This window comes from Mesorhizobium sp. M0768 (genome assembly GCF_040320195.1).
GTDB lineage: Bacteria > Pseudomonadota > Alphaproteobacteria > Rhizobiales > Rhizobiaceae > Mesorhizobium.
Map to the genome: position 1 here is coordinate 74,840 of NZ_JAMYPD010000003.1, position 16,849 is coordinate 91,688.

Here is a 16,849-nt window from a genome sequence, read left to right on the forward strand (position 1 = left end):
CGCTGTCATGCGCAAGCTTCTTTTTGAAAGCCTGATACGCCCCCCTCTCACCGAGCGTCCGCCGTTGGCAAGCAGCACGGCAGTCGACGAACTCGCACGCGCGCTCGATGGGGCTGCCCACAAACGATTGGGGCGAAGCCTGTCGATCCGGGCGGTCGATGCCGGTTCCTGCAATGGCTGCGAACTTGAGATGCACGCGCTGAACAACGCCTTCTATGACATCGAGCGTTTTGGGATCCGGTTCGTCGCATCGCCGCGCCATGCTGATGTACTGCTCGTCACCGGGCCGGTCACAAAAAACATGCGCGAGGCATTGAAGCGGACCTACGACGCAACACCCAACCCAAAATGGGTGGTCGCGCTGGGAGATTGCGCAGGCAATGGCGGCTGTTTCTCCGGCAGCTATGCAGTGCTGCGCGGAGTGTCCGAGGCCCTGCCCGTCGATCTGCACATTCCAGGTTGTCCGCCGCCGCCAATCGAAATTCTGAAAGGCCTGCTCGCCTTGCTTGAGGGCGTGAATTCCAAGACTGGTGCTGCCCGAAGGTGACCATGTAGAGGCTTTGCCAAGGTTGGCCTTGTCGCTGCATAGATCCAACCAAGGCGTAGCCGTGAGTTTAGGGGCATCAGCCAACCTCTGTCCCAAAATTGGAAGGCGCTCGGCGGCGAGAACGGCTAAAACGCCTGCTTTTTCGCCGGCAGCCCAACGCTTTCGATTGAAGGGAACCCGTTCCCTAGTCCGAAATGGTTACTTGCGCTGCAGCTAATGTAGTTACAATCTTGTGCAGTCGGAAGCTGCATGGGCCGGCTAAGCGCGAGTACCGTCTTCGCCGGCGTCTCAAGGCAGTCGACCACATTTTTGCGGTGCTCTAAGGGGGAAATCAATGAGATTGACGATTATTTGTGCGGCAATTGTGATGGCCGTATCCACCGCCGCCGTTGCACACGAGAAAAAGAGGGTGGTCAGTACACCAGTAACGTCGTGCTGTGCCGACCTGTCGGGCAGCACGATCAAGAAAAACAGGAAAACAAAATTGGACTGCAGTTCAACCGGAACTGTCTCCAGCGCGATTTCGAAAGACAAATCGGAGCCGCGCCTGGGATATGAAACGGTTAATCCTGCAATCATATCGATCTATTAGCTGAGGAAATACCAGGCAGGTCTATCGGCGCTCAGGCTTCGGGAGCAGGACCTGGACCGACTCGCGGCCATTGCCTGCGGACCATATTCAAGATCGATCAAGTCGGACGCTGCCGCGAAATCAGCTGTTAATCGCTTGGTGGCGGCGCTCGGCCTCATTGCGCATGCCTGCGCTCAATGTTTGATGCGGTCACGCATTGCGTACCAAAGCATGCCGAGCACATAGAGCGGGCCGCGCAGCGCCGTGCCGCCGGGGAACGGCAGCGGGCTTAGGGTCGAAAACAGATCGAGCCGCGAAGCATCACCGATGATCGCCTCAGCGAGCAACTTGCCCGACAGCGTCGACAGGATCACCCCCTTGCCCGAATAGCCATGCGCAAAATAGACGTCGCCATAGCGACCGACATGCGGCAGGCGCGATGTCGTCACCGAGACCAGCCCGCCCCAGGCGTGATCGATGCGGCGGCCGCGCAATTGCGCAAAGGTGTTTTCCATGTGCGGCCGCACGAAGCCGGCAATGTCGGCGGGCGGCGACGGCGTATAGCGCTCGCCGCCGCCGAACAGCAGGCGTCCATCCGCCGACAGCCGGTAGTAATTGACGACGAAGCGCGTGTCGGAGACGGCCACATTGCTTGGGATGACGTCGCTCGTGTCGCCCAGCGGCTCGGTGGCGATGATGTAGTTGCCGACCGGCATAATGCGACTGTTGACGCGCGGCTCAAGCCCGTGGAGCAGCGCATCGCCGGCCAGTACGACATGCCTGGCCCGGACCGAGCCTTTGGCCGTCGAAACCCGGGGGGAAGCTTCCCGCTCCAGCCGCAGCGCCACCGAATTCTCGTGGATGGTGACGCCCGCCGCAGCCGCGGCGCGAGCAAGACCGAGCGTGTAGTTCAGCGGATGCATATGGCCACCGAGCTTCTCGTACATCGCGCCGTGATAAGGTGTGTTCACCATTCCGCGCGCCTGCGCTGCCGACAGCATCTCGACATCATGAAAGTTCATCACCGTAGAAAGGCACTCGGCCTCTTCTTCGAGGTCGCGCAGGTCGGAACCGTTGACCGCACCAGCCAGATGGCCGGTGAGCCTGAGGTCGCAATCGATGGCATGGCGCTCGATCAGACCGAGCACGAGGGCCCGCGCCTCGAAGGCGAGATCGAACAGCGCCCTCCCCCGTTCCGGCCCATATAGCTTGACCAGCCCCTTGGCGCCCTTGCGCAGGCCGGGGATCATCTGGCCGCCATTGCGCCCCGACGCCCCCCAGCCGATCTTGCCGCCTTCGAGCAGCACCACCTTCAGGCCGCGTTCGGCTGCATGAAAGGCTGCGGAGAGGCCGGTACAACCGCCGCCGACCACCACCAGATCGGCGTCGACGTCGCCCTGCAGCGCCGGATGGTCCGGAGCCGGATTGGCCGTCGCGACATAGTAGGATTTGCCGATATCCAGGCCGGAGTTGAAGCCCCCAGAATTGAAGCCCATCATCACACCTTGAGCAGCAGATGGTCGCGTTCCCAAGAGGTGACGACGCTCTGGAACAGGTCGAGCTCAACGCTCTTGACGCGCAAATAGGTCTGGAAGAAATCCTCCCCGAGCACCGCCCGAAGCGGATCGCACGCAGCGAAGCGGTCGAGCGCCTCTTCCATGGTTTTGGGCAGCGTGCTCCTGCTGCGATAGGCATTGCCCGACGCTTCCGTCGAACGAGCGATCTTCTCCTCGACGCCGAGATAACCGCAAAGCAGCGAGCCGGCTATCGCCAGATAGGGATTGGCATCGGCGCCGGGCAGCCGATTTTCCACGCGCCGCGCGGTGGGCCCGCCGGCCGGCACACGCAGGCCGCAGGAGCGGTTGTCGTGCGACCACTCGATGTTGGCGGGTGCACTGTGGTTCGGCCGGATGCGGCGGAACGAATTCACGTTCGGCGCAAACAGCGGCATCACCTCGGGAATGTATTTCTGCAGGCCGCCGATGAAATGCCCGAACATCTCGGTGTCGGCGCCGTCACGCCCGGCAAACAGCGTGTTGCCGGCCTCGTCGACGACAGACATGTGGAGATGCATTGAGCTGCCGGCTTGTGCGGCTATCGGTTTGGCCATGAAGGTCGCCTGCATGCCACCTTCCTGCGCGGCCTGGCGCGTCATTCGCTTGAACAGCAACACCTTGTCTGCCAGCGGCAGCGCGTCGCCATGCAGGAAATTGATCTCCAGTTGGGCCGTGCCCGATTCATGGATGAGCGTGTCGAGCGGCAGTCCGGCTGCCGCAGCATAGTCATAGAGGCGCCGGATCACCGGCTCGAATTGCTCCAGTGCCGCCATGTCGTAGGGATGCTGCACGCTTTCGGAGCGGCCATTGCGCCCGACCGGCGCCGTCACCGGCCTGTCGGGATCGGGATTGGGCGCGGTGAGATAAAATTCAAGCTCCGGCGCCACCACCGCCCGCCAGCCGCGCTGGCGATATAAATCGAGCACGGCCCGCAACACGTGCCGCGGCGAAGCCATCCACGGCCGGTCGTCCATGTGGAACGCATCGGCGAAGACATAGGCCTTGCCTGGCCCGCCACCGGGCGCCAGACAGAGTGTTGCGACATCCGGCACCATCCGCATGTCGGGGTCCTGGTAGGCGAACCCCTCGTCGACGGAACCGGAATAGCGGCCGTCGATGCTGACCAGGAACGCGCTGCTCGGCAGATAGAGTGCTCGGTCCTCGATCGCCTTGAGGAACTTGGCCGCTGGCAGGGCCTTGCCGCGCAGCACGCCGTTCATGTCGGGCACCAGGCACTCGACCTCGCTGACAGCGTGAGCGGCCAACCAGTCTTTCGGGTCGTTGGTGCCGTTCATGGTCGAGGCATCCGTTGTTGTGGTGTCAAGCATCAGGTCGGGTCCTTGCGAGAGCGAGAATGGCTTCGGCAGCCACGTCCGTTCCGGGTGTCAGCGCCATATGCACTGCATTCTCCCGGAGGCGTGCGCGCATTGCAGCATCGGCCATCAGGCCGAGAATGCTTCGCTCCAATTCGTCTTCCGTCCAGCCATCGCGGCTGATGTGGCGCCCGACGCCGGTTTCCTCGGCACGTTGCGCATTGTCATGCCCGTCCCAGCAATAGGGCATGACCAGCGACGGCACACCGAAACGCAGTGCTTCGCAAAAGCTGTTGTTGCCACCATGATGAATGAAGAGGTCGCATTTCGCCACGACCGAAGGCTGTGGAAACCAGGCATCGAGATAGACATTGTCCGGAACGGCGCGATAGCTGTCGCGCAGACCTCCGGCGTTGACAATGAAGCGGGCCGGCAGCCTGTCGAAAACGGCGAGCATCCGCTGGATCAGGCCGACATCCATGGCGCCAAGACTACCGAAACTGACATAAACCAGCGGTCCGCCATCGCGCGGAAAAACCGGCACGTCGAACGGCCCTTCCGAGCGAACGCAGCCTTCGAGATAGACGAAGCTGGCAGGGTCGAGCGGCTCGGCGCGCTGCCTTCGCACAATCGTTGGGGTCAGCAGCAGATTGAGGGCGGGCGAAGGTTCCAGAAAAAGACCCGTCGGCAAGGGCGCAAGACCGGCGTCGGTCCGAAGCCGATTGAAGCGGTCATGGGCTGGAGCGACCGCTGCCAGGTAGCGCGCCTCGAACGCCGCGCGGCTCGGGTCGTCGGCGGCGAGACCGGACAGATAGGGTGGCACATTGGCATCGGGAAGCTCAGTTTCGGCGCAGGAGACGACGCGCACCCACGGGCAGCCGGCGGTCGCCAATGCCGGGAACATGACGACGTTGTCGAGCACCACGGCGTCCGGCTTCAGCCGCGCCAGCAATTGGCGCAGTGGCGCCTCGGCGTTGACCGCAGTGTCTACAATTGCTTGCCAGGTCGGGGCAACGTAGGTTTCGAGCTGATCGATGGGGCTCAGCCTGAAATGCGGCAGATGACGGCGCACGAAGGCCTGCCAGTAGCTCTGGCGTTCGCTGTCGGTCAACGGGTCGTCAGTCGGCAACTGGTATTCCTGAAACCCATAGTCGGCGAACACGCCAGAAAAGCCGGCATGGCAGATGAACACCGGGCGGGCGCCACGAGCGCGCAGGGCCTGCGCTATGCCAACGCAATTCAGCGCAGCGCCGAAGCTCGCTTCCGGAAACAGTGCGATGGTCGGGCTGCCTTTGCGCATGATCCTCGTTATTCCGGCCGGCTGATCATGCCGAACAGCGCGGGCGCCCCGCGACTGGCCGCCTGCGGTCGCTGGCTGCGTGAAAGCCGCAGATGGACCCGAAGCAGATCGGCTGCAACCTCGTACTGCTGGCTCTCCAGATGGTCGAGTATGGTCAGATGCTCGCGCAATGATTGCTTCAGCCGGAAGACATTGACGCCGGCATACGTTCCCGGCAGCCGGCGCAGCCTGAGATGATCGGCCAACGCCTCGCCGACGAAGCGGTTGGCGGAGCCACCGGCAATCATCCCGTGAAAATCGATGTCCAGCCGTTGGAACTCTCTGGAATCGAATGCCGCGTCGGGCAGAGCCAGCAGCATTTCCATGCCCTGTCGCAAGGCTGCCGCGCGCGTCCCATCCAGCCGGAATCCAGGCGCCAGAAGGGCGGCGGGTTCCAGCAACAGCCGGAATTCATAGCTCTCCCCTTGTGCGCCAGGATCGTCCGGCACTCTCCTGAAAAGCCAGGACTGCCCCGGCGCGCGGTCCAGAAGATTTTCCTCGGCCAGTTTCTTCAGCGATTTTAGTACCGTCTTGCGCTCGGCATTATACCGTCGCATCAGCGCGCCGACGGTGACCGTCCGGTCCAGCCGGCGCGCCGAGCGGTCTCGCAGGATCACGTCGGCAAGTTCATCCTCCTCGGCGCTCGGCAGGTCGGCGGCGACGGTCGCCTGGCTTGTGAGGTCTACGGCCAAGCGATAGCCGGACTCAGCCTCCCATTGAACTACGCCTTTTTCAGTGAGCAGACGCAGCGCGGCCCGCACCGGAGTTCGGGATACATTGCAGAGCGAAGCGATCTGCTGCTCCGGGAGATGAGCGCCGGGTTCAAAGCCGCGTTTCCGGGCCACATCGAGAATGCGCTGTGCGAGGTCGAGATGGTTGGTGCGGGGACGTCGGGCTGCAACTTGCATGGCAATTCTCATGAAGGACGGGCGGCGGAGGTTTGGCCGATTGCCCTTGCGGATGCGATCGGCCGGGATTCACCGTAGTTTGACAAATTATGGATTGACGTACTTTTTTCTGCAATAGTACTGTGAGATCAATCGGCAATAAAAAGACCGGGGAACAGGATCAAAGCGGCTACGGCTGCAAGTGCCGGTCCGACGACTAAGTTCGATGATCAACCAGAATGGGAGTCTGTCATGACCACCACCACCCTGCGGCACCGTCCGTTAAGGAAATCCTTGATCGCACTTGGCCTTGGCCTGGCGCTGTCAGCGCCGGCGGCTGCCTCCGACCTCGTTATCTCCAACTGGGACGGCTACATGGCGCCGGATGCTATGAAAGCTTTCAAGGCGGCGACCGGTGTCTCCGGTGAAGTCGTGGTTCACGCCACTAACGAGGAGATCATGGGCAAGCTCGTCGCGTCCGGCGGCAAGGGCTATGACGTGGTCTTCGTCTCCTCGCCCTTCGCCGAAGTGCTGAACAAGCTCGGCCTGATCGAGGCGATCGACCATGCCAAGATCCCTAACCTCGCCAATCTCTATCCCGAGGCGGCGAAGCTGCCGCACGACGCCGGCAACAATTTTTCCGTGCCCTACACTTGGGGCACCACCGGCCTTTGCTACCGTTCGGATCTGGTGAAGGCGGAGCCGGTGAGCTGGAACGACCTTCTCGCCCCGTCCGATGCGCTCAAGGGCAAGACGACGATGCTGGCGACCGACCGCTGGCTGCTTGCCGCCGGCCAACTCGCCAAGGGCTATTCGGTGAACGAGACCGATCGGGCAAAGCTCGGCGAAGTCAAGGACCTGCTGATCTCGGCCAAGAAGACCTTGCTGGCCTATGACGACACGACCTTTTATTCAAAGCTGGTCTCGGGCGAGGCGCTGATGGTTCAGGCCTGGGATGGCTGGTGCAATTACGGGATCGCCGAGAATCCACAAATTAAATACACCATACCGAAAGAAGGCTCGGATCTCTGGGTCGATACGATGGTCGTGATGAAGGCATCGGCCAACAAGGACGCCGCCTTCCAGTTCATCAACTTCATGCTGGACGCCAAGAACCACGCCTGGGCGGCCCAGAACATCGACTACAAGGTACCGAACAAGCCGGCTATGGAAAGCCTGCCGGCGGATTTTCTCGCCAAATTTCCCAATATGAGCATGCCGGTGGCAGAGTTGGTCAAGTTCGAGCAGTTGCGCGATGTCGGCGATGTCCAACGCGATTACTCGAAGATCGTCAGCGAAATCAAGGCCGCGCAATAACCGACATCAAAATCAGAGATCCCGGTCGACGGCGGGGTTTTCGCCGCCGACCGTTGAATGCGGTACCGCAATCTTGTCCCAAACAAGACTTCGCTCATCCTTGCTGATGACGCCGGCGCTGGCCTGGCTCACCGCCTTGATGGTCGTGCCATGCGCGCTGGTGCTGGCGCTCGCCTTCTTCCGGCGCGGGATCTATGGCGGCATCGATTACACTTTCACCCTGGAGAATTTCGGACTGGTGTTCGACCCGCTCTATGCCGGCATCTTCCTCAATTCGGCGCGCATTGCCGGCACGGCAACCCTGGTCGCGGTGGTGATCGGTTATGCCGCCGCCTATGCGATCGCGGCAGCACCCCGGCAACTGCAGCCGATGTTTCTGTTCTTTGCCGTCTTGCCCTTCTGGTCCAACTACCTGATCCGTACCTATGCCTGGATCGTGCTGCTCAACCGCGAAGGGCTGATCACACAACTGCTGCGCTGGTTCGGCTACACCGGCGAGCCGCCGTCGATGCTTTATACCGAAGGCGCCGTCATCGCCGGTCTGGTCTACAACTATCTGCCCTTCGTCATCCTGGCCTGCTACGCGCCGCTGTCGCGGCTCAATCCGGAGCTCGCAGAGGCCTCGCGCGATCTCGGCGCGTCGGCCGTGACCACTTTTCGCCGGGTCATCCTGCCACTGACCGTGCCGGGTATCGCCGCCGGTGCTGTTTTCGTCTTCGTGCTGTCGATCGGCAATTTCGTGACCCCTGCTCTGCTCGGCGGTGGGCGCTTCCAGATGATCGGCAATGTCGTCTACGAGCAGTTCCTGACCGCCAATGACTGGCCCTTCGGTGCGGCACTGGCAATGGTGCTGATCGCCATCATGCTGCTGGTGCTGACGGCGCAGGCCCTGGCTGCTGATCGCGCCTCGGGCCGTGCCGCCGAAGCGAGAGGAGGCGCCGATGGCTGAGCGCTCCCTCGCCACGAGGCGCGCGCTCTGGCTCGTGCTTTCACTGGTCCTGGCCTTCCTCTACATCCCGATCGCCGTGCTGGTGGCGCTGTCGTTCAACCAAGGCGGGCTGCCGACCGTCTGGTCGGGCTTTTCGCTGAAATGGTATGTCTCGCTAATCGGAAACGCCGCAATCCTTTCTGCCGCGCTCAACACACTGATCGTGGCGCTTGTCTCGACCGCCATCGCCACGCTGCTCGGCACGCTGCTGGCGATCGGCGTCGAAATACGCCGGCAACACGGCAAAGGTCTCGAGGCGCTGATCTTTGCGCCGATGATCATTCCCGACATCGTGCTGGCGATCGCGCTGCTCAGCTTCTTCTCGATGCTTGATCTCACCTTGGGCCTGCACACCATCATCCTCGCCCATGTCGTCTTCAATCTCGCCTTCGTCTGCTCCGTGGTGCGCGCGCGGCTGAAAAGCTTCGACTGGTCGATCGTCGAGGCCTCTGCCGATCTCGGTGCTTCCGCCCTCACGACATTTCGGCGGGTGACGTTGCCGGTGATCCTGCCTGCCGTTGTCGCCGGCGCGCTGCTCGCCTTCACCCTTTCGGTCGACGAATTCATCATCGCCTTCTTCACCGCCGGCGCCGGCCGCGCCTCGACCACGCTGCCGATGCAGATCTATTCGATGATTCGCTTCGGCATCACGCCGGAGATCAATGCCTTGGCGACTATCGTCATGGCGGTCTCAATCACCGCGCTGACCCTGTCGCAGCGGTTCAACCGTGGGGTGATCGGCCAATGAACGAGCCCCGCACGCTGCTGGCGATCGACAACGTGTCGAAGAAGTTCGGCCGGGTGACGGCGGTCGACGGCATTTCGCTGGATATCCGCGAGAACGAGTTCTTCGCCTTGCTTGGACCTTCGGGCTGCGGCAAGACAACGCTGCTGCGCATGTTGGCCGGCTTTGAGACGCCCAATGACGGGCGCATCCTGCTCGACGGCCGCGACATCGCCAGGACCCCGCCCAATAAGCGGCCGGTCAATCTGATGTTCCAGTCCTATGCGCTGTTTCCGCATATGAGCGTCAGGGCCAATGTTTCCTACGGCCTCGAAATGGAACGCTTGCCTGCAAAGGAAATCCGCTCCCGTGTCGACGCCATTTTGGCGACGACCGAACTCGTTGCCTTCGCCGACCGCAAGCCGGAGCAATTGTCCGGCGGCCAGAAACAGCGCGTCGCGCTTGCCCGAGCGCTGGTCAAGCGACCACGGCTGCTTCTGCTCGACGAACCGCTTGGCGCGCTCGACAAGAAATTGCGCGGGGCCATGCAACTGGAGCTGAAGCGGCTGCAGCACGAGGTCGGCATCACCTTCGTCATCGTCACCCATGATCAGGAGGAATCGCTCGTCATGGCCGACCGTATGGCAGTGCTCAGGGACGGCAAGCTGCTGCAATGCGATACACCCCATGCGGTCTACGAGCATCCGGGGGACCGTTTCGTCGCCGACTTCATCGGCGTCATGAATTTCGTACCGGGCAAAGCCGCCGGCGACGGCGTGCTGGCAAGCAACGGCGTGCGGATCGCCGGCGATGTTCCCGCAACAATTTCGCCCGGCGCTGCGGCGGTAGCTTCAGTGCGGCCCGAACGCATCCGGCTGTTCCCGTCGGCAGAAACGGCCAACCGTATCTTCGGCGCGGTCGAGGCGCTGGCCTATCAGGGACTCGATCTGCAGCTGCACGTCCGCACCGCCCTGTCGCCAAAGCCGTTCCTGGTGCGCGTCACCGCCGCCGCCGCCGACCGCCGCCCGGTCTCGTCGGGCGATACAGTCGAGCTCGGCTGGGATGCGGCTGACGTCAGAATTTTCGCAGATTGATCGAAGGAGAACCTCTCATGGCGCAGAAGACGATCGCGTTCTTTCCGGAGGCCGCCTATGGCCCCGCGCTCAATTCCGTCGGCATAGCCCAGGCGATCGAGGCGCGCGGCCACAGAGCGGTGTTCCTGTCGGACCCCGGTTTCGTCGACGTCTACAAGGGCTACGGCTTCGAGGCTCATCCGGTGAACCTGTCCGAGCCGATGCCGCCGGAACAGATGGCCAAGTTCTGGGAAGACTTCATCAACGGCCACATCCCGAACTTCCGCAAATCGCCCTACGACCAGGTCGACAATTACGTGAAGGATTGCTGGACGGCGATCGTCGACAGCGCCAAATGGGCTGAGAAGGATCTGCCTGGCGTGCTTGCGACGATCAAGCCTGATGTCATCTGCGTCGACAACGTCATCCTGTTCCCGGCAATCAAGCAGTATGGCAAGCCCTGGGTGCGCGTCATCTCCTGCTCGGAAAACGAGATCGAGGACGAGGACATCCCGCCACATCTGTCCGGCTGCGGCGAGAACGACCACGCCTGCCATCGGCGTTACCGCGACCGTTTCAACGCCGTCATCAAGCCGATCCATGACGACTTCAATGCGTTTTTGAAAGCGAACAACGAAGCGCCGTATCCGATCGGCCAGTTTTTCGAGGCCTCGCCGTACCTCAATCTGCTGCTCTATCCCGAGGCGGCGAAGTTCAAGCGCCGCTATCCGCTTGACCCGGCAAAATTCCAATATCTGGAAGGCTGCGTGCGGCAGGAGAAGCCCTACACCGTGCCGGTTTTTGCGAAGAATAATGACGGGCCGCTGCTCTATGTTTCCTTCGGCAGCCTTGGCGCCGGCGATGTCGATCTGCTGAAGCGCATCGTCGCAATGTTGGGCAAGACGGGCTACCGGGCGCTGGTCAATGTCGGCGGCTACAAGGAGCAGTACGCGCAAGTGCCCGAAAACGTCATCGTCGAGAGCTGGTTCCCGCAGCCATCGGTCATCCCGCAGGTCGATGCGGTGATCCATCATGGCGGCAACAATTCGTTCACCGAGTGCCTGTATTTCGGCAAGCCGGCGATCATCATGCCCTACGTCTGGGACGGCCACGACAATGCGACGCGGGTCGAGGAGACCGGCCACGGCTTCGGCATGCCGCGCTACGACTGGAGCGACGCCGAGCTCATCGCCAGGATCGAAACCTGCCTGACCGACCCGGCAATCAGGGCCAAGCTGGCCAAGACGTCGGCCCAGATGCAGTCGCAGAACGGCCCGGAGAAAGCGGCTGCTTTGCTGGAGAAATTGCTGTGATCTCTGCCCCACACCTCCACCAAGCCTCGACCCGCACCGACCTCGTCGACTGGGGCACCCAGCCCGACGCGCTGGAAGGCGCTTCGCACTCCACCGGCAGGCTGGTGCACAAAGGGCCGAACAACCAGCCGGAATCCGGCATCTGGGTCTGCACGCCCGGTCGCTGGCGGCTGGCGATTCCGCGCGACGAATTGTGCCATTTCGTTGCCGGCCGTGCGACCTACAGATCGGTCGACGGCGAGGTGATCGAGGTATCCGCCGCCACGGTTGTCATGTTCCCGGCCGGTTGGACCGGCGAATGCACCGTCCACGAGACCATCCGCAACGTTTACATGCTGGCCTAAAGCCGGCCACTGGAGCTCCCGACATGCCGACACCGATCATGAAATCGCCGCTCGCCCTCACCGACCTGGTCGACTGGGGCGTCATCCCCACCCTGATCGACGGCGAATCCCGCAGTTCCGGCAAGCTGCTGCACAAGGGGCCGGAGGGCCGCTCCGAATGCGGACTGTGGGTCTGCACGCCGGGCAAATGGCACTGCCACGTCACCCGCGATGAGTTCTGCCATTTCCTCGAGGGACGCTGCACCTATGTCCACGAATCCGGCGAGGTGATCGAGATCGAACCGGACACCGCAGCGTTCTTTCCGCAGGACTGGAAAGGCGTCTGCACCGTCCACGAGACCATCAAGAAAGTCTACATGATCCGCTGAACCTTCACGATAATTCTACCCTACCGGACACCTGACGCCGTTTTCTCCGCTTCCGATGCTCATGGACTTTAATCTCCGCTCCGCTTCGGTTCTCGAAAACCACGCCGCCTGTCTCGGCAGGGTGAATTCTCAAAAAGGTTCCGTGCACACGGGAGGACAGAATGGACTTTTCACCTGACCGGCCGACCTTCTTCGTCAATCCGGATTATCGGCCAATGACCGGTGCGGCAAAACCGGTGATCGATCCGGCGACGCTCGAAACCGTCGGCGCGATCACCGCAGCCAGCGACGGCGAGATCGACGCCGTGCTCACCGCAGCGACCAAGGCGCAAACGGCCTGGAAAAAGCTCGACGCCAAGAGCCGTGCCCGGCATCTGCACGCCGTCGCCAACGCCATCGAGGCAGCCGACTTCACGCACTGCGCCGAGCTGATGGTGCGCGAGATGGGCAAACCCTATCCGGAGGCGATCGGCGAGATCGCCAATTGCGCGCCGATCTTCCGCTATTACGCCGAAATGGCGCGTGACGACGCCGGCAAGATCGCCGGCACGACGCAGGCCGGTTCGTTCCAGTATGCCCGCTACGAGCCCTACGGCACGTCGGTGCACATCATGCCTTACAATTTTCCGATCCTGTTGATGTGCTGGACCGTCGCCGCCTCGCTTGCCGCCGGCAATGCCTGCGTGATCAAGCCCGCCGAAGCGACAACATTGTCGACGCTGGATTACATGACCGTGTTCCGCTCCCTGCCGAAGGGCCTGGTTTCCTGCATGCCAGGCGGAGCAGCAACGGCGCAGGCGCTGATCGCCTCGGACCGCACGCATGCGGTTGCTTTCACCGGTTCGGTCGCCGCCGGCAAGGCTGTCGCCGTCGCATGTGCAGAGCGCATGAAGCCTTGCGTTATCGAGGCCGGCGGCAGCGATCCCCTGATCATCAGCCAACACGCCCCACTGGACGTGGCGGCTGCCGGCAGCGTCACGGCTGCCTTCCATCTCACTGGCCAGGTCTGCACTTCGGCCGAACGGTTCTTCGTGGTTGATGCCGTTCACGACCGCTTCGTCGATCTGTTTGCCGAGAAAACGCGCGCGCTGCGTATCGGCAACGGCCTCGACAAAACCGAGATCGGACCGCTGGTCAGCGAGGCCGCGCGTGCGAAGGTCATCCGGCTGGTCGACGATGCAATCCGCAGCGGTGCCAAAGCGATCACCGGCGGACGCATTCCGCCGGCACATAATGTAGGCTGGTTCTACGAGCCGACCATCCTGACCGGCATCACCGCCGATATGGCAATCGTGCGCGAAGAGTGTTTCGGGCCGGTCGCCGCAATCTGCCGGGTCAAGGATTTCAACCAGGCGATAGAGCTTGCCAACGACAGCCCCTTCGGTCTCGGCGCCTCGGTCTTCACCACCGATCTAGCCGAAGCGCATGAGGCCGCGGAGCGGCTCGAGGCCGGCATGGTCTGGGTCAACAATCCGCTGATAGACAATGACGCGTTGCCGTTCGGGGGCTGGAAGGCTTCGGGCCTCGGCCGCGAGCTCGGCCGCCAGGGTCTGGATGCATTCCGCCGCTCGAAGATGGTCATCATCGACCACAGACCGGAGATTCAGGGCTGGTGGTATCCCTATCCTGACAGCTGGTTCCGCGAGGCAGGCGGGCGCAAGCATGTTTGACACGACTATCTTCGGGCGTGCTGCTAGCTAATTGTTTAGGATATCCGCCTCCGCCGAATGTAGCCGAAGGCTGGTGAGATCGGAATCAGAAAGGCCACCTGCGCTCAACGGCCATTCGCCCGGCGGACCCGCCAGATGACATTACCGACGTCGTCGGCGACGAGCAGTGCGCCAGTCTGATCGATAGCGACGCCGACCGGCCTGCCCATCGCCTCGTCATTACGCCCGATGAAGCCAGTGAGCACATCTTCCGGAGGACCGCTCGGTTTGCCACCATGGAACGGCACGAAGATGACCTTGTAGCCGCTATGCACGCTTCTATTCCACGAGCCGTGCTGGCCGACGAAGGCGCCGTTGCCGTAGGCCGGACCGAGCCGCGCGCCTTTGGAGAAGGTCAGTCCCAGCGAGGCGGTATGAGAGCCCAGGGCGTAATCGGGCTTGATCGCTGCCGCCACGAGATCGGGGCGCTGCGGCTTGACGCGTTCGTCGACGTTCTGTCCGTAGTTGCTGTAGGGCCAACCGTAGAAAGCGCCGTCACGAACCGAGGTCATGTAATCCGGCACAAGGTCGTCGCCGATCTCGTCACGCTCGTTCACGGCGACCCAAAGCTGGCCAGTCTCAGGATTCCAGGAGAGCCCGTTCGGGTTGCGCAGGCCCGAGGCGAAGACCCGAGTGCGGCGGGTAGACCGATCCACTTCAAGGACAGCGGCGCGGTTCTTCTCGGCGGCTATGCCGTTTTCTCCAACGTTGCTGTTGGAACCAACGGTGACATAGAGCTTGCGTCCATCCGGAGTTGCGATCACGTCCTTGGTCCAATGATGGTTGAGGTCCCCGGCCGGCAAGTCGATGATCTTTTCCGGCGACGTGCTGACTCGGGTCTGGCCATTGGAGTAGGGGAAAGCGACGAGCGCGTCGGTATTCGCGACAAAGAGTTTGCCTTTGGACAGCGTCATGCCGAAGGGCGAATTGAGGCCTTCCGCGAACGTCGTGCGCACATCCGCAATGCCGTCGCCATCGGTGTCGCGCAGGAGCGTGATGCGGTTGGCGCTTTTGGTCGCGGCGCCAGCCCGCTTCATAGCCAGGTCCATGAAGACCTTTCTAAGACTGAAGCCTTCATCATGCTTGGCAGGGGCATTGGTTTCAGCAACCAGCACGTCGCCGTTCGGAAGCACATGTAGCCAGCGCGGATGCTCGAGGCCGGTGGCGAAGGCGTTCACCGTCAGCCCCTTCGCCGGGGTCGGCATACCTTCTTTCTGCCAGCCTTTCGCCTCGGCGATGTTAACAGTCGGGATCAGCGTCGGTCTTGGTTTCGGTAAAGTGGGGTTGGGGCCATAGCCGGTTATTGCCCCGGTTTTTTGCGCCGGAATCCCAGCGCAGCTTGCCATGACGGTGCCCAACACCGCTACGAGTACGCTTCCTCGGAAGCCGGCATGCATCGGACGTCCTCCGCATGGATCTGTGTCGCGCTCTTTGTGCAAACGGAAGTCAGTGGCTTATTCTTCCAATTGCTTCGAAACAGCGGCGCTCGTGATCCTAGGAACCAGGAATTCGCGACAGATCTGCTCTCGGTAGAAATATGGCGCGAGAAGATTGTGGCAACCGCGCGAATATCTGTCGCGCGATATGAATCTCACATTCGTGTCGCGCGAAATCGATACGGCTTGCGCTTTTCGGTATCGAGTTGCTCATGGGCCAACATGCGTTCGAATGGAAGGAGACCGTGAACGGCGGGACCCACAATGACCCACCGATTGCGCCAGCTGGTGAAACAGCTGTTGTTGCTGCTTAGCAAGACGCTGCCAATCTGCTAAAGTCTGCGGTGGGAGGAGACGGATATCCAATCGCTGCCGATAGCACATCCAAGTGTAGCGAAGGCGACACCCGGCGCATCACTTCCGCTCGCCTATTCCCTCGCGACGCTCTGCTGGCTCCTGTCGGCCGGCGTCTATATCGCCGCCAAGTGGGTTGCCCCCGAGATGCCGCCTTGGGCGCTCTGCTTCTGGCGGCTGACGCTCGCGTGCGCGATCCTGCTGCCTATCGTCCATCGTCATCACGGGGCGATGCTCGTGCTGATCCAATCCCGGGTGATCGAGGTGCTGGTCATCGGCACTATCGGGCTAACCTTGTGTCAGGGCATGATCTACACGGGCCTCAACTACACCAACGCGACAACCGCCGGCATCATCATGGCGCTGTCGCCGATCATGACTATGGTGCTTGCCCGCTTCGTGCTCGGCGAGCCCCTCGGTATCTGGAAAGCGCTTGGAGCGCTGGTCGCTCTGGCCGGGATGGTGGTGATCGTGGCGCGCGGCGACCTTGCCGCGCTGATGCAGCTGCAGTTCAATCCCGGCGAGTTGTGGATCGTCGGCAGCGCGTTTTGTTGGGGCCTCTACACCGTGCTGCTGCGTCGCGCCAAATTCGCTATCGAGCTTCTGCCGATGGTGGTCCTGCTGCTGGGAGCCGGCGCGCTGGCCGCACTGCCCTTCTATCTCTGGGAACTGTTTTCCGGGGATCGTTCGGCGCTGCATGCGAACGGCCTTCTGGCTCTCGCCTATGTTGCCGGCCCCGGCGGCGCTCTGATGTACTATCTCTACAACCGTAGCGTCGAGACACTTGGTGCGGGGCGCGCCAGCATGCTGCTCTATCTCCAGACCGCCTTCGTCGCCGTTCTCGCTTATCTGGTCCTTGGCGAAAGCTTGCACGACTACGATCTCGCCGGCGCCGCCTTCATCATCGCCGGCCTGCTGCTCGCCACCGCGATCAAGCCGAGGCAGCGCACGGTGCGTGTCGCGTAGGCAAACATCAGTTCCGCTGCTTCGGCGAGCAGCTCGCAAAATCA

Annotated in this window: 16 protein-coding genes; 10 read left to right on the forward strand and 6 right to left on the reverse strand. The window is 62.2% G+C overall.

Going from position 1 to position 16,849, the window contains the following annotated elements; translation table 11 throughout:
- Positions 1-7: 7 nt before the first annotated feature.
- Positions 8-547 (forward strand): NADH-quinone oxidoreductase subunit B family protein, encoded by a 540-nt coding sequence (locus NKI08_RS04830; RefSeq protein ID WP_352767535.1) that lies wholly within the window; start codon positions 8-10, stop codon positions 545-547.
- Between the two features lie 288 nt (positions 548-835).
- Here NKI08_RS04830 and NKI08_RS04835 read toward each other — a convergent pair whose 3' ends face one another.
- The 5 genes from NKI08_RS04835 to NKI08_RS04855 all read right to left on the reverse strand — a co-directional run bounded on the left by NKI08_RS04835 (position 836) and on the right by NKI08_RS04855 (position 6,234).
- Entirely contained in the window at positions 836-1,081 is a 246-nt protein-coding gene (locus tag NKI08_RS04835; RefSeq protein ID WP_352767537.1) for a hypothetical protein, read from the reverse strand.
- A 231-nt stretch (positions 1,082-1,312) separates the two neighbouring features.
- Positions 1,313-2,617, reverse strand: coding sequence for an NAD(P)/FAD-dependent oxidoreductase (locus NKI08_RS04840; protein ID WP_352767235.1), 1,305 nt, complete (start codon positions 2,615-2,617; stop codon positions 1,313-1,315).
- Positions 2,617-4,002, reverse strand: a complete 1,386-nt coding sequence (locus NKI08_RS04845) for a glutamine synthetase family protein (protein ID WP_352767540.1) — start codon at positions 4,000-4,002, stop codon at positions 2,617-2,619. Before NKI08_RS04845 ends, NKI08_RS04840 begins: the two co-directional genes overlap by 1 nt.
- On the reverse strand, positions 3,995-5,290 hold the full coding sequence (locus NKI08_RS04850) for a nucleotide disphospho-sugar-binding domain-containing protein (RefSeq protein ID WP_352767900.1): 1,296 nt from the start codon (positions 5,288-5,290) through the stop codon (positions 3,995-3,997). The genes NKI08_RS04845 and NKI08_RS04850 overlap by 8 nt, the downstream gene beginning before the upstream one ends.
- A gap of 5 nt (positions 5,291-5,295) precedes the next feature.
- Entirely contained in the window at positions 5,296-6,234 is a 939-nt protein-coding gene (locus NKI08_RS04855) for a GntR family transcriptional regulator (RefSeq protein WP_352767542.1), read from the reverse strand.
- Positions 6,235-6,465: 231 nt separating this feature from the next.
- Here NKI08_RS04855 and NKI08_RS04860 point away from each other — a divergent pair, with 231 nt between their 5' ends.
- The 8 genes from NKI08_RS04860 (at position 6,466) to NKI08_RS04895 (ending at position 14,010) form a co-directional block, all read left to right on the forward strand.
- Positions 6,466-7,530 carry a polyamine ABC transporter substrate-binding protein gene (locus NKI08_RS04860; RefSeq protein WP_352767544.1) on the forward strand — a complete coding sequence of 355 codons (1,065 nt, stop codon included), beginning with the start codon at positions 6,466-6,468 and terminating at the stop codon, positions 7,528-7,530.
- Positions 7,531-7,636: 106 nt separating this feature from the next.
- Positions 7,637-8,479 (forward strand): ABC transporter permease, encoded by an 843-nt coding sequence (locus tag NKI08_RS04865; RefSeq protein WP_352767546.1) that lies wholly within the window; start codon positions 7,637-7,639, stop codon positions 8,477-8,479.
- Positions 8,472-9,266: an ABC transporter permease gene (locus tag NKI08_RS04870; RefSeq protein ID WP_352767548.1), complete on the forward strand. Its 795-nt coding sequence runs from the start codon at positions 8,472-8,474 to the stop codon at positions 9,264-9,266. The genes NKI08_RS04865 and NKI08_RS04870 overlap by 8 nt, the downstream gene beginning before the upstream one ends.
- A complete protein-coding gene (locus NKI08_RS04875) occupies positions 9,263-10,336 on the forward strand; it encodes an ABC transporter ATP-binding protein (RefSeq protein ID WP_352767550.1) in 1,074 nt (357 codons plus the stop codon). Before NKI08_RS04870 ends, NKI08_RS04875 begins: the two co-directional genes overlap by 4 nt.
- Positions 10,337-10,353: 17 nt before the next feature.
- Complete coding sequence (locus NKI08_RS04880) at positions 10,354-11,628, forward strand: glycosyltransferase (RefSeq protein WP_352469624.1); 1,275 nt, start codon at positions 10,354-10,356, stop codon at positions 11,626-11,628.
- Positions 11,625-11,972 (forward strand): cupin domain-containing protein, encoded by a 348-nt coding sequence (locus tag NKI08_RS04885; protein WP_352767552.1) that lies wholly within the window; start codon positions 11,625-11,627, stop codon positions 11,970-11,972. Before NKI08_RS04880 ends, NKI08_RS04885 begins: the two co-directional genes overlap by 4 nt.
- A gap of 23 nt (positions 11,973-11,995) precedes the next feature.
- On the forward strand, positions 11,996-12,340 hold the full coding sequence (locus tag NKI08_RS04890) for a cupin domain-containing protein (protein ID WP_352767554.1): 345 nt from the start codon (positions 11,996-11,998) through the stop codon (positions 12,338-12,340).
- A 161-nt stretch (positions 12,341-12,501) separates the two neighbouring features.
- Positions 12,502-14,010 (forward strand): aldehyde dehydrogenase family protein, encoded by a 1,509-nt coding sequence (locus NKI08_RS04895; protein WP_352767556.1) that lies wholly within the window; start codon positions 12,502-12,504, stop codon positions 14,008-14,010.
- A 104-nt stretch (positions 14,011-14,114) separates the two neighbouring features.
- Here NKI08_RS04895 and NKI08_RS04900 read toward each other — a convergent pair whose 3' ends face one another.
- Positions 14,115-15,446, reverse strand: a complete 1,332-nt coding sequence (locus NKI08_RS04900) for a PQQ-dependent sugar dehydrogenase (RefSeq protein WP_352767558.1) — start codon at positions 15,444-15,446, stop codon at positions 14,115-14,117.
- 399 nt (positions 15,447-15,845) lie between these two features.
- Between NKI08_RS04900 and NKI08_RS04905 the strand changes: the two genes are divergently transcribed.
- Positions 15,846-16,805, forward strand: a complete 960-nt coding sequence (locus NKI08_RS04905; protein WP_031211408.1) for a DMT family transporter — start codon at positions 15,846-15,848, stop codon at positions 16,803-16,805.
- The last annotated feature ends 44 nt before the right edge of the window (positions 16,806-16,849 follow it).

Coding starts and splice junctions, on each gene's coding strand:
- NKI08_RS04890 (WP_352767554.1), top strand. CDS start 11,996: ATGCCGACACCGATCATGAAATCGCCGCTCGCCCTCACCGACCTGGTC.
- NKI08_RS04865 (WP_352767546.1), top strand. CDS start 7,637: ATGACGCCGGCGCTGGCCTGGCTCACCGCCTTGATGGTCGTGCCATGC.
- NKI08_RS04840 (WP_352767235.1), bottom strand. CDS start 2,617: ATGATGGGCTTCAATTCTGGGGGCTTCAACTCCGGCCTGGATATCGGC.
- NKI08_RS04830 (WP_352767535.1), top strand. CDS start 8: ATGCGCAAGCTTCTTTTTGAAAGCCTGATACGCCCCCCTCTCACCGAG.
- NKI08_RS04895 (WP_352767556.1), top strand. CDS start 12,502: ATGGACTTTTCACCTGACCGGCCGACCTTCTTCGTCAATCCGGATTAT.
- NKI08_RS04900 (WP_352767558.1), bottom strand. CDS start 15,446: ATGCATGCCGGCTTCCGAGGAAGCGTACTCGTAGCGGTGTTGGGCACC.
- NKI08_RS04875 (WP_352767550.1), top strand. CDS start 9,263: ATGAACGAGCCCCGCACGCTGCTGGCGATCGACAACGTGTCGAAGAAG.
- NKI08_RS04845 (WP_352767540.1), bottom strand. CDS start 4,002: ATGCTTGACACCACAACAACGGATGCCTCGACCATGAACGGCACCAAC.
- NKI08_RS04870 (WP_352767548.1), top strand. CDS start 8,472: ATGGCTGAGCGCTCCCTCGCCACGAGGCGCGCGCTCTGGCTCGTGCTT.
- NKI08_RS04855 (WP_352767542.1), bottom strand. CDS start 6,234: ATGCAAGTTGCAGCCCGACGTCCCCGCACCAACCATCTCGACCTCGCA.
- NKI08_RS04880 (WP_352469624.1), top strand. CDS start 10,354: ATGGCGCAGAAGACGATCGCGTTCTTTCCGGAGGCCGCCTATGGCCCC.
- NKI08_RS04860 (WP_352767544.1), top strand. CDS start 6,466: ATGACCACCACCACCCTGCGGCACCGTCCGTTAAGGAAATCCTTGATC.